The following is a 16936-nucleotide window of genomic DNA, read 5'->3' on the forward strand; positions in this document are numbered from 1 at the left end:
AGGTGATGGATGTAACCTATTACCTTGTTGACTGGATAAGACCATAGGTGCAGGTGATGGATGTAACCTATTACCTTGTTGACTGGATAAGACCATAGGTGCAGGTGATATGATTGATAGACCCGTGGGGATCAGCAAACCTTGAATACATGGATCTTATTGAAAAATTCGGTGTGAGACCATTCAGTGAAGTCCTTGAGGATGTGCCTGAACCCAGCTGGCTCATGAGGAGAGGTATAGTCTTCGGGCACAGGGACTACGGCAGGATACTTGAGGCCATAAGGAGTGGCAGCGACTTTGCAGTTGTAACAGGGATGATGCCAAGTGGCAGGATGCACATAGGCCACAAGATGATCGTGGACCAGCTCAGGTGGTACGATAAACTGGGTGCCGAGATATTCATACCGATAGCCGACATGGAGGCCTACTCGGCAAGGGGTATCGACTTTGAGGCCTCCAGGAGGATAGCCATTGAGGAGTACATTGCAGGCTACATTGCACTGGGACTTGACCTCACAAAGGATAACATACACGTATACCTCCAGTCAGAGAACCTCATGGTGGAGGACCTTGCCTATGTCCTTGCAGGTAAGGTCAACTTCAATGAACTGAGGGCCATATATGGCTTCACAGGCTCAACAAGCATGGCCCACATGTACGCACCCATAATACAGGTGGCAGATATACTCCACCCCCAGCTTGAGGAGCTGGGGGGCCCGAAGCCCACTGTTGTCCCTGTGGGCCCGGACCAGGACCCCCACATAAGGCTCACAAGGGACATAGCAGGGAGGTTCAGGGAGAAGTACGGATTCATCCTGCCATCATCCACCTATCACAGGTTCATGGGGGGCCTTACCGGGGGTAAAATGTCAAGCAGCAGGCCAAAATCTGCAATATTCCTGAGTGACACTCCAGAGGAGGCTGAGGAGAAGATAAGGAATGCCAAGACCGGTGGAAGGGAGACCCTGAAGGAGCAGAGGGAACTTGGGGGTGTCCCTGAGGACTGCATAATCTATGAGACCCTCCTTTACCACATGTCTGGCTCTGACCCTGAACTTGAGGAGATCTATGAATCCTGCAGAAACGGTACACTTATGTGTGGGGAGTGCAAAAATAATACTGCAGAGTTCATCAGAAAGTTCTTTGAGGAGCTTTCCAGAAAAAGAAAGAAGGCCCTTTCCACTGCGGGGAGGGTGCTTGAGGGGTAAAATGAAGAAGGAAAAGTATGAGGGGACACTGGCTTACCTTATGAGGAGCAATGAGACCTTCCTTCTGGCCTCAACCTTCCTGTTCCTCATATCCCTTTTTGCAGGATACGCTTTCTCAGGGGCCATTGAGCCGCTACTGAAGCCAATGATGGATGAATTCAGAAGGAGCATAGCCGAGGGTGAACTGAAACTCTCGACAGCATCGATATTCTTTCACAACCTCCAGGCCGCCCTGCTCATCTATGGGGGAGGTCTGCTCCTGGGGGTTTTCACGGCGCTGTTCCTTATAATAAACGGTCTTTTTATAGGGTTCTTTGCTTCACAGGCCCCACTGGGGGACTTCATAATTCTGACGGCCCCCCATGGAATATTTGAGATTCCAGGACTCATAATTGCCGGGGCGGCTGGTTTCAGGCTTGCAAGTTTCACCTACCACTTCTTCAGCGATCTCTTCACCGAGACATGGTACGGGTCCTTCATGGAAAGGCTGGGTCACTTCTTTGGCAGGAACCAGGATGAGCTTCAGGAGTCCCTCATGTTACTTGGTATAGGGGTTCTGTTCCTTGTGGTGGCGGCATTCGTTGAGGCAAACCTGACACTGGGAATCTACAACTACATAAAGACATCAATATAGGTGGTGTCCAGGGAAAGGACCCCCTGATTTATTCTGATAATACATTCAATGGATGGTGACCATGTGATAAGGTGCATATCATGCGGTAAGGAGTATGAACTGAACGAGATCATATACACCTGCAGTGAATGCGGGTCAGTACTTGAGGTTGAATGTGAAGTGGAGGTTTCAAGGGACACATTCAGCTGCAGAAGGCAGAACATGTGGAAGTACAGGGAGTTCATGCCCGTGGACCCCTCAAGGATAGTGAGCCTTGATGAGGGGGGAACACCCTTTGTGAGGTGCGATAACATTGGGGGGGAGCTTGGTATTGAACTACATGTGAAGGTGGAGGGTTCCAACCCCACAGGTAGCTTCAAGGACAGGGGTATGAGTGTCGGTATCACAAAGGCCGTTGAACTTGGTGTTGATACGGTGGGCTGTGCCTCGACAGGCAATACATCTGCTTCTCTCGCAGCCTACGCAGCAAGGGCCGGGCTCGGTTGCGTGGTGCTCCTACCTTCAGGTAAGGTTGCCCTTGGCAAACTTGCACAGGCAATGTTCCATGGTGCCCAGGTTTTATCTGTCAGGGGAAACTTCGATGAGGCCCTCGAGGCGGTAACGGAACTTGCTCTCATGGGGGAGCTCTACCTCCTCAACTCGGTTAACCCCTTCAGGCTTGAGGGGCAGAAGACCATAGGCTTTGAGATAGTGGATGACCTTGGCTGGGAGTCTCCGGACCGTATCATACTACCTGTTGGTAACGCAGGGAACATATCAGCCATATGGAAGGGTATCTCAGAGTTCCACAGGGCAGGTTTCATTGAGGAGAGGCCAATGATGACGGGTATACAGGCAGAGGGTGCCGCACCAGTAGTTGAGGCTTTCAGGAAGGGCAGGATGGAGATTGACCCTGTTAAGAATCCTGAGACGGTTGCGACCGCCATAAGGATTGGGGCGCCTGTGAGTTACCTCAAGGCCCTGAGGGCAATCTATGAGTCAGAGGGATATGCTGAGACAGTGACCGATGAGGAGATATTATCTGCCCAGAAACTCCTCGCAAGGAGGGAGGGTATAGGTGTTGAACCGGCATCCGCAGCATCCATAGCAGGACTGCTGAAACTGGTGGAGGAGGGTGTTATTGACAGGGGTGAGCGAGTGGTCTGCGTTGTAACAGGTCACGTGCTTAAGGATCCTGACACCGCCATAAGGGCTTCAACAGAACCAGTTGAGGTTGAACCTGATATAAACCAGCTCAGGTCCGTTATAAAGGAAAAGAGGACGTAATAAACATTTAAATTTTTCTTGAATATTTTTTCTGTTTTAAGTTTTTCTATTTTTCATTAGAACACTCTGAGGTTAATCTCTCACCCTCCAGCCACTTGTGAATATACTGATTCTGTTTAGGTGCCCCATGGACCAATCAATGGGCCAGAAAAACCTCCAGATTAGCGATATATTTATATAGGATAATATGAATAGATTATATTACATAAAATGAGGTGGTTAATTATGGAATTGCCAATAGCTCCAATTGGAAGAATAATAAAGAATGCCGGTGCAGAGAGGGTAAGTGATGATGCAAGGGAAGCCCTTGCAAAAGTCCTTGAAGCCAAAGGTGAAGAGATAGCCCTAAATGCAGTTAAACTTGCAAAACATGCTGGAAGAAAAACTGTTAAGGCTTCTGATATTGAACTGGCAGCTAAGAGGATGTAATTCTCACATACATCCATCATTCATTCCCTTTTTGCCTGCGGCAAAACTTTATATGTGATGAGTCCACAATTCTATTTAATCCTTGTTTTCCTGGGTGTCTAACTGGATTATCCGGGATTAATCTAAGTACGATTTCTGATGAAAATCTGTATCCAGCAAGTTTTATATACAGAGAACATATAAAGGGCACTACCCACCTCATGTTAATCCATAATTTGGATTAGTTGTCCAGATTGGTGTAATTACCGATGGATGGTAGAAAAACCAGATGAAAAAGGAGGTAAAAACATGGCAAAGGCAATCTATGTGAAATTTGATGTACCAAAGGAACTGGCTGACAAGGCCGCAGAGGCACTTGAAATAGCCAGGGAAACAGGTAAGATATCAAAGGGTACAAACGAGGTTACCAAGGCGGTTGAAAGGGGAGTCGCACAGCTCGTACTTGTGGCTGAGGATGTTGAACCAGCCGAAATCGTGGCTCACCTCCCACTCCTTACAGAGGAAAAGGAAATACCATACATATACCTTCCAACCAAGGATGAACTGGGTGCAGCCGCAGGCCTCAACGTCGGCACAGCATCAGCAGCCATAGTTGAAGCCGGCGACGCCGAGGACCTCATAAACGAAATAATAGAGAAGGTTGAAGAACTTAAAAAATAGATGAAAGGCAGAAAAAGCCTTTCACCTTCAATTTAATACAAAGGTGATTTAATGGAGGAAGCAACTCCAGCAGAGGTTATTGAGGTTCTGAAGAGAACCGGAATGACTGGAGAGGTAATGCAGGTCAAGTGCAGAATCCTTGATGGAAGAGATAAGGGAAGGATACTCACAAGGAACGTCATGGGTCCAATAAGGGAAGGCGATATCCTGATGCTCCTTGACACAATCAGAGAGGCAAAGGAAATCAGGACCCCCTGATCAGGCAGGTGTTTGTAAATGAGAGTCTGTTCATTCTGCCATGAAGAAATAGAGCCAGGCACAGGAAAGATGTACGTTAAGAAGGACGGCACAATCTATTTCTTCTGCAGCAGCAAATGTGAGAAAAACATGATCAAACTGGGAAGGGTTCCAAGAAAAGTTAAATGGGTTAAAAAATGATGGAAAGAAGCTTTGTAATGCTAAAACCTGACGCAGTAAAGAGGCGCCTCGCAGGAAGGATAATATCCCGCTTCGAGGATAAGGGACTCAAGATAGTCGCCGCCAGGATGCTCCAGATCCCGGAAGACCTTGCAATGGAACACTACCAGGAACACAGGGAGAAACCATTCTTCAGGGACCTGGTGGACTACATAACATCAGCCCCTGTACTTGCAATGGTCATAGAGGGTAAGGACTGCATCTCCATCATAAGGAAGATGGTGGGCGCAACAAACCCTGCAGAGGCAGAACTCGGAACAATCAGGGGAGACTTCGCCCTTGAAACAGGTAGAAACATAATCCATGCCTCAGATTCTCCAGAATCAGCCGAGAGGGAGATTAAACTTTTCTTTAAGGAATCAGAAATTTGCAGCTATGAGTTGCCTGATAGGGAAATGGTATACGAGGAATGAACGCGGAGATTTCAATGAAGATCAGATCACCCATAGTCTCAGTACTTGGACATGTGGATCACGGGAAAACCACCCTCCTTGACCATATAAGGGGCAGTGCAGTTGCCGCAAGGGAGGCGGGTGGTATAACCCAGCACATAGGGGCCACAGAGATACCCATGGATGTCATTGAAAACATATGCGGAGATTTCCTTAAAAAATTCTCAATCAGGGAGACGCTACCAGGACTCTTCTTCATAGACACCCCTGGACATGAAGCGTTCACAACCCTCCGTAAACGTGGAGGAGCCCTTGCAGACCTCGCGATACTCATCGTTGATATAAATGAGGGATTCAAGCCACAGACACAGGAGGCCCTCAACATCCTGAAGATGTACAGGACACCATTCGTGGTGGCTGCAAACAAGATAGACAGGATCCACGGATGGAGGGCCAGTGAAGGCCGGCCCTTCATGGAGACCTTCAGCAAGCAGGACATCCAGGTCCAGCAGAAACTGGACACAAAGGTCTATGAACTTGTGGGCAGGCTCCACGAGGAGGGCTTCGAATCAGAGAGGTTCGACAGGGTAACCAACTTCGCCTCACAGGTCAGCATAATACCCATAAGTGCGGTGACCGGAGAGGGGATACCTGAACTCCTCACCATGCTCATGGGACTTGCACAGCAGTACCTCAGGGAGCAGCTTAAGATTGAGGAGGATTCCCCTGCCAGGGGAACTATCCTTGAGGTTAAGGAGGAGACAGGTCTGGGGATGACCATTGACGCTGTTATCTATGACGGCATACTCCGTAAGAATGACACCATCGCCATGATGACATCGACGGATGTCATATCCACCAGGATAAGGTCCCTCCTGAAACCCAGACCCCTTGAGGAGATGAGGGAGTCCCGGAAGAAGTTCCAGAAGGTCGATGAGGTGGTGGCTGCTGCAGGTATAAAGATCGTGGCACCCGACATCGACGATGTAATGGCGGGTTCACCCCTCCGTGTGGTGACGGATCCCGAGAAGGTCAGAGAGGAGATACTCAGTGAAATAGAGGACATCAAGATAGACACCGACGAGGCGGGTGTGGTTGTAAAGGCCGATACCCTGGGGTCCCTTGAAGCGGTGGTGAAGATACTGAGGGACATGGATGTCCCAATCAAGGTGGCTGACATTGGAGACGTTTCAAGGAGGGACGTTGTGAATGCAGGAATATCCCTCCAGGAGGACAGGGTCTACGGGGCCATAATAGCCTTCAATGTGAAGGTGATTCCCTCAGCGGCCCAGGAACTCAAAAACTCAGACATCAAACTCTTTCAGGGGAACGTCATCTACAGGCTCATGGAAGAATATGAGGAATGGGTCAGGGCCATTGAGGAAGAGAAGAAGAAAAAGTGGATGGATGCAATTATAAAACCTGCGAGCATAAGACTCATCCCGAAACTCGTCTTCAGGCAGAGCAAACCTGCAATCGGCGGCGTTGAGGTCCTTTCAGGTGTCATAAAACAGGGTTATCCCCTCATGAACGAGGAAGGAGAAACTGTGGGTACCGTTGAGAGCATGCAGGATAAGGGTGAGAACCTTAAATCAGCATCACGCGGCCAGAAGGTTGCAATGGCAATAAAGGACGCCGCTTACGGGAAGACAATCAATGAGGGCGACACGCTCTACGTTGACATACCCGAGAACCACTACAGAATACTAGTGGATGAACTTTCAGGGGATCTGACAGAGGAAGAGCTTGATCTTCTGGAGAGGATAGCGGAGATCAAGAGGAAGAAGAATCCTGACTGGGGAATGAAGGCACCATTTTAATTGAAGAAAGGAGGAGATATATTGGCATTTAAGGTTGTGATTTCAGATAAGGAGAAGAGTGTCCAGATGGAGGTAGAACCATCAGAATCAAAGGCCCTCATTGGCCTCACAATAGGGGACGAATTCGATGGTTCAGTAATAGGCCTCAAAGGATACAAACTGAAAATCACAGGTGGAAGCGATAAGAACGGTTTCCCGATGAAGAAGACTGTGCCCGGCGCAAGGAGAGTTAGAAGCCTTGTATCAGGTGGTGTGGGGTACAAACCTGCACGTAAGGGTGAAAGGAGAAGGAAAACATTCAGGGGAAACACGGTATCAGAGGACATAGTACAGATAAACACAGTGGTTATCGAGAAGGGTGAAAAGCCACTTGAAGAGCTCCTTGGCGCCGATGAGGAATAATAAAAGATTTTATAGGTGTAATCCGTGAAAAATCAATCTGAAATAAACATTGGTCTTGTGGGGCACGTGGACCATGGTAAAACAACCCTTACAAAGGCCCTTTCAGGTGTCTGGACAGACACCCACAGTGAGGAAACCAAGAGGGGCATATCAATCCGCCTGGGCTATGCTGACATAACCTTCAGGAAGTGTCCCCAGTGTGAAGCCCCCATGTGCTACACGACTGCAGAGATCTGTGAGAGGTGCGGCACAGAGACCGAGCTTCTGAGGAAGGTATCCTTTGTGGATGCTCCGGGGCATGAAACACTCATGGCAACCATGCTCTCTGGAGCCGCCCTCATGGACGGCGCCATACTCGTAATAGCCGCCAATGAACCATGCCCCCAGCCCCAGACAAAGGAGCACCTCATGGCTCTGGATGTTATAGGGGTTAAGGATGTTATCGTTGTCCAGAACAAGATAGACATAGTCTCCAGGGAAAGGGCCCTTGAGAGTTACAGGGAAATCAAGGAATTTGTGAAGGGTACATGTGCCGAGGATGCACCTATAATACCTGTATCTGCACAGCAGGGCGCCAACATTGATATTCTCATTGAGACAATTGAGGAGAAAATCAAAACACCCAGAAGGGATGTTGATAAGCCTGCCAGGATGTACGTGGCCAGGTCCTTTGATATAAACAAGCCAGGGGTTGACCCTGAACACCTTGCAGGTGGAGTTATAGGCGGTTCACTTGTCCAGGGTAAATTCAGGGTTGGGGATGAGATAGAGATAAAACCCGGCATACAGGTTAAAAAAGACGGTAAACAGTCCTGGATGAGCCTCCACTCCACCATCACAGGCCTTGTGGCAGGGGGGGAGGAGATGGATGAGGTTGGTCCCGGGGGCCTTGTGGGTGTCGGAACCCTCCTTGACCCCTCACTGACCAAGGCAGACTCACTTTCAGGTTCAGTGGCCGGTGAACCCGGCACCCTCCCACCTGTAAGGCACTCCTTCACCATGGAGACCCACCTCCTTGAGAGGGTCGTGGGTACCAGGGAGGAGACCAAGGTAGAGCCCATAAAGACAGGGGAGCCCCTGATGATAAACGTCGGTACCACAACCACCGTGGGTGTTGTTAAATCAGCAAGGGCTGATGACGCTGATGTCGTCCTGAAACTACCTGCCTGCGCAGAGGAGGGTCAGAGGATAGCCCTCTCAAGAAGGGTCGGAGCAAGATGGAGGCTGATAGGATATGGTATCATCAAATAGGGTGGTTATAGACACCAATTTTTTATGATACCCCACCAGTTCAGGGTCGACATAGTATCTGAGCTCCGGAGACTCTTCCCGACCCATGAGCTCCTTGTCCCCTCCTTTGTGATAGGGGAACTTGAGGGCATAAGGAGGCATTCAGGTGGCGATGCAAGGATAGCCGCCTCCATTGGCCTTTCACTGGCACGAAGACCACCATTCAGGGTGGTTGACGAGAAACTCCGTGAGGGTGAATCTGTTGACGATGCGCTTCTCAGGATCTCAGACGTGCTCTGCACCGCTGACCGGGAGCTCAGGGAAAGGGCAAGGTCACAGGGCATACCCGTGGTCTACCTGAGGCAGAAAAAATATCTTGCAGTTGATGGGCATATATGAATAGGAGGTTTTTTATGAATCTGTGGAAGGATATTGAACCTGGACCATCAGTACCAGAGGTGGTATATGCAGTTGTCGAAATACCCAGGGGTTCAAGGAACAAGTATGAATACCACAAGGACCTTGAGGCATTTGCACTTGACAGGGTACTCTACTCACCCGTATTCTACCCTGCAGAGTACGGTATAATACCCAGGACACTCTACGATGACGGCGACCCCATGGACATCATGGTACTCATGGATGAGCCAACGTTCCCTGGATGCATCATAGAGTCAAGGCCCATAGGCCTTCTCAGAATGATCGATGGTGGAGACCAGGACGATAAGATCCTGGCGGTGCCTCTTGAGGACCCCCACTACAGTGATGTCAAGGATATATCAGACATACCCGAACACATCCCGAAGGAGATAGCACACTTCTTCCAGGTCTACAAGAACCTTGAAGGTAAGGAGACAGAGATAATCGGATGGGAGGGTGCCGAAAAGGCACTTGAAGCCGTAAATCACTCCATAGAACTCTACAGAGAGAAATATATGGAGTAATTCTTTAATGGGGGATCCCATTGTATTATATAACAAAAATTGTTGATACAGTCAGAATACCTCCAGACCGCTTTGAGGAGCCACTGGAGGAGGTTGCCATAGAGGTTCTCAACGAAACCTATGTTGGAAGGATGGACAGGAACCTCGGCCAGATGATAACCGTAAAGGAAATAGAGGATATAGGAATCGGAAAGGTCATAATGGGTGACGGCGCTGCCTACCATGAGGTGACATTCACAGCCCTCTTCTTCAAACCAGAACTCCATGAGATCGTTGAGGGTGAGGTAATAGAGATTGCAGAGTTCGGAGCATTCGTGCGTATTGGGCCGGTGGACGGTCTTGTGCACGTTTCACAGGTAACAGACGATTACATAACCTATGATGCCAAGAAGGGCTCCCTCACCGGTAAGGAGACAGGTAAACGCCTGGATGAGGGCGACCTTGTAAGGGCAAGGATAGTCGCGCTGAGCCTCAAGGGCAGGAGAGAGGGTGTGAAGGTTGGACTCATCATGAGGCAGCCCGGTCTTGGAAAATTCGAATGGATTGAAGAAGAGAAGAGGAAGAGTAAAAAATGACTGAGAAGGCATGCACAAGGTGTAAGAGAATCACCAGCGACGAACGCTGCCCGGTCTGCAATGTTCCAGCATCCACCAACTGGAGCGGACTGCTCATAATCATAGATCCAGAGAAATCAGACATAGCCAGGGAGCTCGACATAAAACTTCCTGGTGAATACGCACTGAGGGTCAGATAGTGTACATTCTACCGGAAAAACTCAGGGCAGAGCTCAAGAAACCCCTTGGAGAGCTCCATGAATCCTTCCTAAACATTGATGTGGGGGATTCGTTTCTCATAACGGTTGGTGATGTCATAACACGCAATGCACTGGAGCATGGCCTGAAACCGGACATCAGCATAATAGATAACAGGATCCAGAGAAGGGATTCTGACCATGAATTCAATGACACAGCAACCATTATCAGATCCACGAATCCGCCAGGCACCATAACAGAGGACCTCTGGAACTCCATCAAAAAGGCCATAGATGGGTCAAGAAGGGGTGAACGCTTCATGATAGTCGTTGATGGAGAGGAAGACCTGGCTGTTTTACCATCAATCTTAATGGCCCCAGCAGACACTGTAATCCTCTATGGGCAACCAAATGAGGGTGTTGTGCTGGTGAGGGCCATCGAAACACGGAAAAGAGCTGAAGAACTCATAAAAAACTTTGAGGAGGCATAGAATGGAGATCAGAATAATCGAGGAAAAGGAAAACCCACTCTTAAACAGAAAGGAGATAAGGTTCGAATGCTTATATGAGGGTGAATCAACACCGAAGGTCCTTGATGTTAAGAACAAACTCGTCGCAATGCTCGACGCGGATAAGGACCTACTTGTGGTTGACAAGATCGACCAGGGATTCGGCGAACCAAGGGCCTCAGGATACGCCAAGGTATATGATTCAATGGATAAGCTCACCGAGATAGAACCTGAACACGTCATAAAGAAGAACACAGAGGCACAAGAGGAAGAGGAGGAGGAATAGATGAAGAAGTTCGAACTCTACGAGGTAAAGGGTGATAAACTCGTAAGGAAGAACCCCTTCTGTGTGAGATGCTCAAACGGTGTCTTCATGGCAGACCATGGGGACAGATACGCCTGCGGTAAGTGCGGATACACCGAATGGAAAAACAGGGAATAGGTGAAAAACTTGAACCTGAGGGCTGGCAGATTGAAGAGGGGCATGGAGGATGAGGCAGCGGAGTTCACCTCATCCCTCACATTCGACCACCACATATTCGAGGCGGATGTTGAATGTAACATTGCACACACAACGATGCTGGCCCATGAGGGTATAATACCTGAGGAAGTGGCAGATAAGATCATAGAAGCCCTTGAAACCCTCAGGGAGGAGGGTGTCGAGGCCCTTGACATGGACCCATCTGTGGAGGATATCCACATGGCTGTTGAGAACTACGTGACAGCCATGATAGGTGAGGAAGCAGGGTTCATGCACACAGGCAAATCCAGGAACGACCAGGTTGCAACCGACCTTCGCCTGGCCCTGAGGGATAAGATAAAAATAATCAGCCACGAACTCCTTGATTTTATTGATAGGATCGCTGAAATGGCACTTGAGCACACCGGGACGGTCATGGTTGGCTACACCCACCTACAGCATGCCCAGCCAACAACCCTGGCACACCACCTCATGGCATATGCCCACTCCCTGAAAAGGGACTATGAGAGGCTCCAGGACGCCCTGAAGAGGATTGACATCAACCCGCTGGGTTCCGCGGCCATGACAACCACAACCTTCCCGATAAACAGGGAACTCACAACGGAACTTCTGGGGTTCTCTGATTACATGAGGAACTCCATGGACGCGGTGAGTGCAAGGGACTTCATAGCAGAGACAATCTTTGACCTATCAGTGCTGGCTGTGAACCTCAGCAGGATCTCAGAGGAGATGATACTCTGGAGCACCCATGAATTTGGCATGATAGAGATCCCTGATGAATTCTCATCAACATCATCGATAATGCCCCAGAAGAAGAACCCTGATGTGGCCGAGATAGCCCGGGCGAAGACCTCCACGGTTCAGGGGGCACTCTTCTCTGTACTTGGAATAATGAAGGCCCTCCCCTACACCTACAACCGGGACCTCCAGGAGATCACACCCCACCTCTGGAGGGCCACCGACACTGCACTGTCAATGATCCGTGTTGTGAGGGGGATGCTCCTGGGCATCAGGGTTAACCGGGAGAGGGCCCTTGAACTTGCAGGGGCCAACTTTGCAACCGCAACGGACCTTGCAGATATCCTTGTAAGGGAGCGCGGCATGCCCTTCAGGGTGGCCCACAGGATAGTGGGAAGGCTGGTCACAAGGGCCATTGCCGATGGACTCAGGCCCTCTGAAATAGATTCAGAGTACCTTGATGAGGTCAGCCTTGAGGTCACCGGCAGGAGACTTGGACTTGACCAGGAACTTGTGAGAAGGGCCCTTGATCCACTTGAAAATGTCAGGATGAGGATGGTTCCAGGCGGACCAGCCCCTGAGATGGTTAAGGTAGCCATTGATGATATCAGAGCCTTTGTGGAATCAGAGAGGATAATTTAAGGGTTATTTTTTTCTGCCGGGCAGAAATTTTATATATCAGAGTCTGAGAGGACAATTTAAGGGTTATTTTTTTCTGCTGGGCAGAAATTTTATATATCATTTTTGACATATAATTATTACATGAAATCTGAAACCGAAACAAGGGTTGTTGGACTTCTGGCGGTACTCATAGGTATACTGATGATAATATACCCGCAGCTTGTCGGGTATCTGGTTGGTGTATTCCTTATAGCCTACGGTCTTCTCAAGATATTCAGTTAGTTCTCCGGGAGCCGCAGATACTCCATATGAGTTCCAGTGCCTCTCCAGGTTCAAGAACACCTGCACGGGTCTCCCTGAGGATCCTCTGAATTGAGTAGCGCCTCATGTGATGATACCTGCGGTGAACCTCCCCCAGGAGGGGACAACCGAATCCTGAGGGAGCCCTGACACCATAAGATGATACAGCGGACTTCAGCTCCTGCTTTGAGGCTGCAAAGAGTGCCGGTAGATTAACCCGGAGGATATCATCGGTCACCTGGAGGGAGCCGTATCCTGTGGAGAGGAGATCACCGAATATGACGGTATCAATTCCCTCATTTTTTATTTTCTCCATGATGGCTTCCTCAATCAGTGATGAGCACCTGCCACATGGGTGGAACTTCCCCTCAAGGGCATTCATCTGAATTTCACTGAAATCCATGCTGATGTACTCGTGCCTCACCCCTAGGGAAGCTGTGAGTTCATCCACAGCCCTCCTGACGTGTCCTGGCAGTACGATGGTGCCGGGGTCAGCAGTGAATGCCACAGGTTTTAAACCAAGGTTAAAGGATGCTATGAGTGAAAATGAACTATCAGTACCTCCTGATAGTGCCACAGCAGCTCCGGGCTCTTCAATAACATCTGATGACTCATTACTCTCTTCTGTGAGGAATTCAAGTCCCACCGGGTATTCAAGGCGCTTTCTGAGAGGTTTTTCAAGTAATGAAAGTTTCCTGAAGGATCCCTTAAGTTCATCGAGCCTTTCAAGTGCAAACTTAACCCTCTCTCTCCTCATGAGGAGGTCGATCTCTGATTCAACATGTACACTGCCGATACCCAGTTTCTCCCGTAACCTACCCACGACCCACCCTCCCTTACCTATTATGATGGACTTATCTGAGCGGTCCGGAGCAACTATGAGGAGCTCATCTCTCTCCCTGTTGAATATGACCTCAGCTATATGTACCTCCATATCCTCATGGCCTATCTCGGCCCTGACTTCCCTGATTATAAGAGCAAGCTCATCTGCATCCATAAAATCCTTCCTGAGATTATTTACTTCCCCATGGAAAGTCCATGGGTTGTGATACGGCCTTCGTCTACTCCATAGAAGGTCCGTGTATGGGTGATACACCTGATGGAATGGACGGTCCATGAATGAGGTAAAGTATATTATGGATACTGCAGATAATATATATGAAAGGTGGATATGGATCTCATCTTAAGATGGTCCCAAACCCTTAATAAACAGTGTTGGGGGATGCAGAGGCAAATGCCAAACATTAAAAGCCTTCTTTTTGGTGATCAGAAGAGGAATGGGGTTATAAAAGGGAAAGTGAGAATATAATAGTGGGTTATGGCTACAAGAAGTTCAGTAAACCTCCTGTTATAGGTAAAAATCCTCTTCTGCGCTCAAATACCGTGATATACAATGATGTTACCATAGGCGATAACCTCAGAACCGGCCACAACGTCCTCATAAGGGAGAAGACAACCATAGGCGACGATGTACTCATAGGTACAAACACTGTCATTGAGGGCCACTCAAAGATAGGGAGCAATGTTAGCATCCAGTCGAATGTTTATCTGCCCAAGAACAGTTACATAGAGGACAACGTCTTCATAGGACCCTGCGCATGCTTCACCAATGACCGTTACCCCATAAGGGTGAAGTACAAGCTGAGGGGCCCCATAATAAGACAGGGGGCATCCATAGGTGCTAACTCCACGTTTCTCTCAAGGATCGAAGTGGGTGAGGGTGCTATGGTGGCAGCAGGGGCGGTTGTAACAAGGAACGTGCCCCCATGGTCCCTGGCCATAGGCGCACCGGCCCGTATAAAGGCACTTCCTGCCAAGCTGAGGGTTCCCAATAATATTTAGCTCTGATAACTCTTTATCAGTCTGTATTTGATGTTTTTAACCACTAACCTTCAGTATGCAGTTTCTTCTAATTGATTGAATGATTTCACTTTCTATTCTCTCCTATAGAGGCCCACTATTCCTGCCTCAGCCAGGATATGACCCTCCATGGCTTGGAGGACGTCCTCCTTGCTTGCACCGGCTCCAAGGTCAAGCATGGTGTCGAGGGCATAGAGCCTGAAGAAGTACCTGTGAACACCTGATGGAGGGCAGGGGCCCCTGTAGCCTATTGTTCCAGAGTCGTTGTAGCCCTGGACTGACCCATCAGGCAGCCTTCCCATGGATGGGACATTCTCATCAAGGCCCCCTGAGCCTGGGGGTATGTTGAATATAACCCAGTGGGTCCACACCTTTGAGGGTGCATCAGGGTCGTCGCATATGAGTGCAAGGGATCGGGCCTCCTCAGGGACGCCATCCCAGGAGAGGGGTGGCGATATGTTTTCACCATCACACGTGTACCTTGAGGGTATTCTTCCACCATCATTGAATGCATGGGTCTTGAGGTTCATGGTATCACCTAACAGATTATATGTTTCCTGTCATTAATTATTATTATGGACTACAAGGTGAACTCGGTATCTGATAACAGGGTCTTCGTTGAGACGGAGTCCTACAGAAGGCTTCTTGAAGCCCTTGAGGTTATGAGGGAGTACCGTGGCAACATATTACATGTTGTGGGCGCCCCGGGTACGGGTAAATCAGCCAACCTTTACAGGGGTATTCAGGAGGCTGGACTTGATGTATATGAAGTGCCATGTAACCTTGAGTCAGCGGATGTCAGCGCAGATTATGTCTTCAGGCGCCTTTTAGATGAGATGAAGGAGGAGCTGGGTGCATATACGAGGGAGGATCTTTACAGGAAACTTGCCGGATTTGATGCTGTGGTCTTTGCTGACAGGTTCCATGACAGCCACGATTTCTCAGAATTCATGGGGTTCAGTCAGTGGACAGCCACGGCAGGGTCTGAAACACTGAAGTTCTACATCAGATGCATTCATGAGTACATCAGAAACAGGAGGGAATTCAGGAAAATGAACATAATCTTTCAGACGGCCTGGAGGTTCTACTTCAGGGGTAAAAAGCTGGACATCTTCACCGACATACCCATCATCTCATCGGCACTCTTCAACTTCCTCAGGATCCCCTTTACAGCCGTAAGGATAGATTACACCATAACTGAAACCTTAAATATAATAAAGGCCCATTCAGGTGCTGATGAGGAAGAGATAAGGCGTTACATAGAGTTATATGGTTGCAGACCAAGAACCGTTCTGGAGAAGATGAGATCATGCTGAGTACACTCCTGCGTTCAACGAGAATGAGCTGGTGTGCCAAGAACATCCACATGTACCTTCTGGCACTCACCTATGCCTCAGATGCGGACCCCATCAGATTCATTTCAGGACTTTTCACTGTGACTCTCCTCTGGGGGGCTCTATATTCACTTAACGACTTCACTGACATTGAAACTGACAGGAACGACCGCATGAAAAGGGGAAGACCCTTCATAGAGAACCATGTTGAGCCAAGGGAGGTCCTGCTTTTTATAGGCGTCCTTCTCGTGGTGTCCACTGCAGCTGCATATATCATACATCCGGTATTCTGCCTGATACTCCTTCTCATGGTCCTCAACCAGTTCATCTACACACTGCCACCCCTCAGACTGAAGGACACCCCACTGGCACCACTTGCAAGTACTGCAACAAATACGGTTCTGAGGCTGGCATCCGCCGCTGTTCTCCTTGGGGGTGTTCTCACTGTACCTGTCCCGGTCTACGCTTTAATGTACCTTGCAGGTATGGGGACATACCTGATGTACAAGGAGAAAAAGGTCCCGACAACCATGGTTTCTGTTCTGTTCTGTGTTCTCCTTGCCTGGAGCTACACTGGAGGTTACATCAGCATGCTGCAGATCCTCCTTGTGATAGTTCCACCCTTCATAGCCACTGTACCGCTTTACCTATCCAACTTCACGGAAAGGGAGCGTATGGTGGAGGTGGCTGATCTGATTTACCACAGGGTTCTTGTGGCATTCTACCTGGTATGCATAGCGGTGCTTCTAGTGGTTTAAGATGTTTTTTTCCAATATTTTTACAGTGGATACTTCTTCTAAAAAATCAGATTAGATAGGTTTTAGGATGTTTTTTTCCAATATTTTTACAGTGGATACTTCTTCTAAAAAATCAGATTAGA

Annotated in this window: 24 protein-coding genes and 1 pseudogene; 23 read left to right on the forward strand and 2 right to left on the reverse strand. The window is 48.8% G+C overall.

Annotated elements, in window-relative coordinates; all coding sequences use genetic code 11:
* The first annotated feature begins 113 nt into the window (after nt 1-113).
* From L5462_RS07940 to L5462_RS08035, 20 genes are all read left to right on the forward strand, one after another.
* Complete coding sequence (locus L5462_RS07940) at nt 114-1208, forward strand: tryptophan--tRNA ligase (protein ID WP_237780237.1); 1095 nt, start codon at nt 114-116, stop codon at nt 1206-1208.
* A 1-nt stretch (nt 1209) separates the two neighbouring features.
* Entirely contained in the window at nt 1210-1842 is a 633-nt protein-coding gene (locus tag L5462_RS07945) for a stage II sporulation protein M (protein WP_237780238.1), read from the forward strand.
* A gap of 63 nt (nt 1843-1905) precedes the next feature.
* Complete coding sequence (gene thrC, locus L5462_RS07950) at nt 1906-3108, forward strand: threonine synthase (RefSeq protein WP_237780239.1); 1203 nt, start codon at nt 1906-1908, stop codon at nt 3106-3108.
* A gap of 225 nt (nt 3109-3333) precedes the next feature.
* Nucleotides 3334-3537, forward strand: a complete 204-nt coding sequence (hmtB, locus tag L5462_RS07955; protein ID WP_013295523.1) for a histone HmtB — start codon at nt 3334-3336, stop codon at nt 3535-3537.
* 288 nt (nt 3538-3825) lie between these two features.
* Nucleotides 3826-4197, forward strand: coding sequence for a 50S ribosomal protein L7Ae (gene rpl7ae, locus L5462_RS07960; protein ID WP_237780240.1), 372 nt, complete (start codon nt 3826-3828; stop codon nt 4195-4197).
* Nucleotides 4198-4248: 51 nt separating this feature from the next.
* Nucleotides 4249-4455, forward strand: a complete 207-nt coding sequence (locus L5462_RS07965; protein WP_013295525.1) for a 30S ribosomal protein S28e — start codon at nt 4249-4251, stop codon at nt 4453-4455.
* A gap of 18 nt (nt 4456-4473) precedes the next feature.
* Entirely contained in the window at nt 4474-4635 is a 162-nt protein-coding gene (locus tag L5462_RS07970) for a 50S ribosomal protein L24e (RefSeq protein ID WP_013295526.1), read from the forward strand.
* Nucleotides 4632-5087 (forward strand): nucleoside-diphosphate kinase, encoded by a 456-nt coding sequence (gene ndk, locus L5462_RS07975; protein ID WP_237780241.1) that lies wholly within the window; start codon nt 4632-4634, stop codon nt 5085-5087. Before L5462_RS07970 ends, ndk begins: the two co-directional genes overlap by 4 nt.
* Before the next feature lie 14 nt (nt 5088-5101).
* A complete protein-coding gene (gene infB, locus L5462_RS07980) occupies nt 5102-6886 on the forward strand; it encodes a translation initiation factor IF-2 (protein ID WP_237780242.1) in 1785 nt (594 codons plus the stop codon).
* Nucleotides 6887-6907: 21 nt separating this feature from the next.
* Nucleotides 6908-7288 carry a 30S ribosomal protein S6e gene (locus tag L5462_RS07985; protein ID WP_237780243.1) on the forward strand — a complete coding sequence of 127 codons (381 nt, stop codon included), beginning with the start codon at nt 6908-6910 and terminating at the stop codon, nt 7286-7288.
* Nucleotides 7289-7312: 24 nt separating this feature from the next.
* Nucleotides 7313-8539 carry a translation initiation factor IF-2 subunit gamma gene (eif2g, locus tag L5462_RS07990; RefSeq protein ID WP_237780244.1) on the forward strand — a complete coding sequence of 409 codons (1227 nt, stop codon included), beginning with the start codon at nt 7313-7315 and terminating at the stop codon, nt 8537-8539.
* A 24-nt stretch (nt 8540-8563) separates the two neighbouring features.
* Nucleotides 8564-8917, forward strand: a complete 354-nt coding sequence (locus tag L5462_RS07995; RefSeq protein WP_237780245.1) for a PIN domain-containing protein — start codon at nt 8564-8566, stop codon at nt 8915-8917.
* A 14-nt stretch (nt 8918-8931) separates the two neighbouring features.
* Nucleotides 8932-9462, forward strand: a complete 531-nt coding sequence (locus L5462_RS08000) for an inorganic diphosphatase (protein ID WP_237780246.1) — start codon at nt 8932-8934, stop codon at nt 9460-9462.
* 29 nt (nt 9463-9491) lie between these two features.
* Complete coding sequence (gene rpoE, locus L5462_RS08005; RefSeq protein ID WP_237780332.1) at nt 9492-10037, forward strand: DNA-directed RNA polymerase; 546 nt, start codon at nt 9492-9494, stop codon at nt 10035-10037.
* Nucleotides 10034-10216, forward strand: a complete 183-nt coding sequence (gene spt4, locus L5462_RS08010; protein ID WP_013295534.1) for a transcription elongation factor subunit Spt4 — start codon at nt 10034-10036, stop codon at nt 10214-10216. The genes rpoE and spt4 overlap by 4 nt, the downstream gene beginning before the upstream one ends.
* Nucleotides 10216-10704, forward strand: coding sequence for a GTP-dependent dephospho-CoA kinase family protein (locus L5462_RS08015; RefSeq protein WP_237780247.1), 489 nt, complete (start codon nt 10216-10218; stop codon nt 10702-10704). Before spt4 ends, L5462_RS08015 begins: the two co-directional genes overlap by 1 nt.
* Nucleotide 10705: 1 nt before the next feature.
* The gene (locus L5462_RS08020) at nt 10706-11008 is read left to right on the forward strand and encodes a 30S ribosomal protein S24e (RefSeq protein ID WP_237780248.1); all 303 of its coding nucleotides are present in this window, start codon (nt 10706-10708) and stop codon (nt 11006-11008) included.
* On the forward strand, nt 11009-11164 hold the full coding sequence (locus L5462_RS08025; RefSeq protein WP_013295537.1) for a 30S ribosomal protein S27ae: 156 nt from the start codon (nt 11009-11011) through the stop codon (nt 11162-11164).
* Between the two features lie 9 nt (nt 11165-11173).
* Complete coding sequence (gene argH, locus L5462_RS08030) at nt 11174-12583, forward strand: argininosuccinate lyase (protein ID WP_237780249.1); 1410 nt, start codon at nt 11174-11176, stop codon at nt 12581-12583.
* Nucleotides 12584-12703: 120 nt separating this feature from the next.
* The gene (locus tag L5462_RS08035; protein WP_171770393.1) at nt 12704-12844 is read left to right on the forward strand and encodes a DUF3096 domain-containing protein; all 141 of its coding nucleotides are present in this window, start codon (nt 12704-12706) and stop codon (nt 12842-12844) included.
* Here L5462_RS08035 and L5462_RS08040 read toward each other — a convergent pair.
* The gene (locus tag L5462_RS08040) at nt 12837-13859 is read right to left on the reverse strand and encodes an ATPase (protein ID WP_237780250.1); all 1023 of its coding nucleotides are present in this window, start codon (nt 13857-13859) and stop codon (nt 12837-12839) included. The genes L5462_RS08035 and L5462_RS08040 overlap by 8 nt on opposite strands.
* Nucleotides 13860-14084: 225 nt before the next feature.
* Between L5462_RS08040 and L5462_RS08045 the strand changes: the two are divergent.
* Nucleotides 14085-14704 (forward strand): annotated as a pseudogene (locus L5462_RS08045) (acyltransferase).
* A gap of 92 nt (nt 14705-14796) precedes the next feature.
* On the opposite strand, the gene L5462_RS08050 reads toward L5462_RS08045, so the two are convergent.
* On the reverse strand, nt 14797-15252 hold the full coding sequence (locus tag L5462_RS08050; RefSeq protein ID WP_237780252.1) for a YbhB/YbcL family Raf kinase inhibitor-like protein: 456 nt from the start codon (nt 15250-15252) through the stop codon (nt 14797-14799).
* A gap of 45 nt (nt 15253-15297) precedes the next feature.
* Between L5462_RS08050 and L5462_RS08055 the strand changes: the two genes are divergently transcribed.
* Together L5462_RS08055 and L5462_RS08060 are read left to right on the forward strand one after the other, a co-directional pair.
* Complete coding sequence (locus tag L5462_RS08055) at nt 15298-16038, forward strand: ATP-binding protein (RefSeq protein WP_237780253.1); 741 nt, start codon at nt 15298-15300, stop codon at nt 16036-16038.
* Nucleotides 15996-16814, forward strand: a complete 819-nt coding sequence (locus L5462_RS08060; protein ID WP_237780254.1) for a UbiA family prenyltransferase — start codon at nt 15996-15998, stop codon at nt 16812-16814. Before L5462_RS08055 ends, L5462_RS08060 begins: the two co-directional genes overlap by 43 nt.
* The last annotated feature ends 122 nt before the right edge of the window (nt 16815-16936 follow it).

Origin of the sequence: Methanothermobacter sp. K4, assembly GCF_022014235.1 — an archaeon.
GTDB lineage: Archaea > Methanobacteriota > Methanobacteria > Methanobacteriales > Methanothermobacteraceae > Methanothermobacter.

Coding starts and splice junctions, on each gene's coding strand:
- L5462_RS07945 (WP_237780238.1), top strand. CDS start 1,210: ATGAAGAAGGAAAAGTATGAGGGGACACTGGCTTACCTTATGAGGAGC.
- hmtB (WP_013295523.1), top strand. CDS start 3,334: ATGGAATTGCCAATAGCTCCAATTGGAAGAATAATAAAGAATGCCGGT.
- rpl7ae (WP_237780240.1), top strand. CDS start 3,826: ATGGCAAAGGCAATCTATGTGAAATTTGATGTACCAAAGGAACTGGCT.
- L5462_RS07965 (WP_013295525.1), top strand. CDS start 4,249: ATGGAGGAAGCAACTCCAGCAGAGGTTATTGAGGTTCTGAAGAGAACC.
- L5462_RS07970 (WP_013295526.1), top strand. CDS start 4,474: ATGAGAGTCTGTTCATTCTGCCATGAAGAAATAGAGCCAGGCACAGGA.
- ndk (WP_237780241.1), top strand. CDS start 4,632: ATGATGGAAAGAAGCTTTGTAATGCTAAAACCTGACGCAGTAAAGAGG.
- infB (WP_237780242.1), top strand. CDS start 5,102: ATGAAGATCAGATCACCCATAGTCTCAGTACTTGGACATGTGGATCAC.
- L5462_RS07995 (WP_237780245.1), top strand. CDS start 8,564: ATGATACCCCACCAGTTCAGGGTCGACATAGTATCTGAGCTCCGGAGA.
- L5462_RS08000 (WP_237780246.1), top strand. CDS start 8,932: ATGAATCTGTGGAAGGATATTGAACCTGGACCATCAGTACCAGAGGTG.
- spt4 (WP_013295534.1), top strand. CDS start 10,034: ATGACTGAGAAGGCATGCACAAGGTGTAAGAGAATCACCAGCGACGAA.
- L5462_RS08020 (WP_237780248.1), top strand. CDS start 10,706: ATGGAGATCAGAATAATCGAGGAAAAGGAAAACCCACTCTTAAACAGA.
- L5462_RS08025 (WP_013295537.1), top strand. CDS start 11,009: ATGAAGAAGTTCGAACTCTACGAGGTAAAGGGTGATAAACTCGTAAGG.
- L5462_RS08035 (WP_171770393.1), top strand. CDS start 12,704: ATGAAATCTGAAACCGAAACAAGGGTTGTTGGACTTCTGGCGGTACTC.
- L5462_RS08040 (WP_237780250.1), bottom strand. CDS start 13,859: ATGGATGCAGATGAGCTTGCTCTTATAATCAGGGAAGTCAGGGCCGAG.
- L5462_RS08050 (WP_237780252.1), bottom strand. CDS start 15,252: ATGAACCTCAAGACCCATGCATTCAATGATGGTGGAAGAATACCCTCA.
- L5462_RS08055 (WP_237780253.1), top strand. CDS start 15,298: ATGGACTACAAGGTGAACTCGGTATCTGATAACAGGGTCTTCGTTGAG.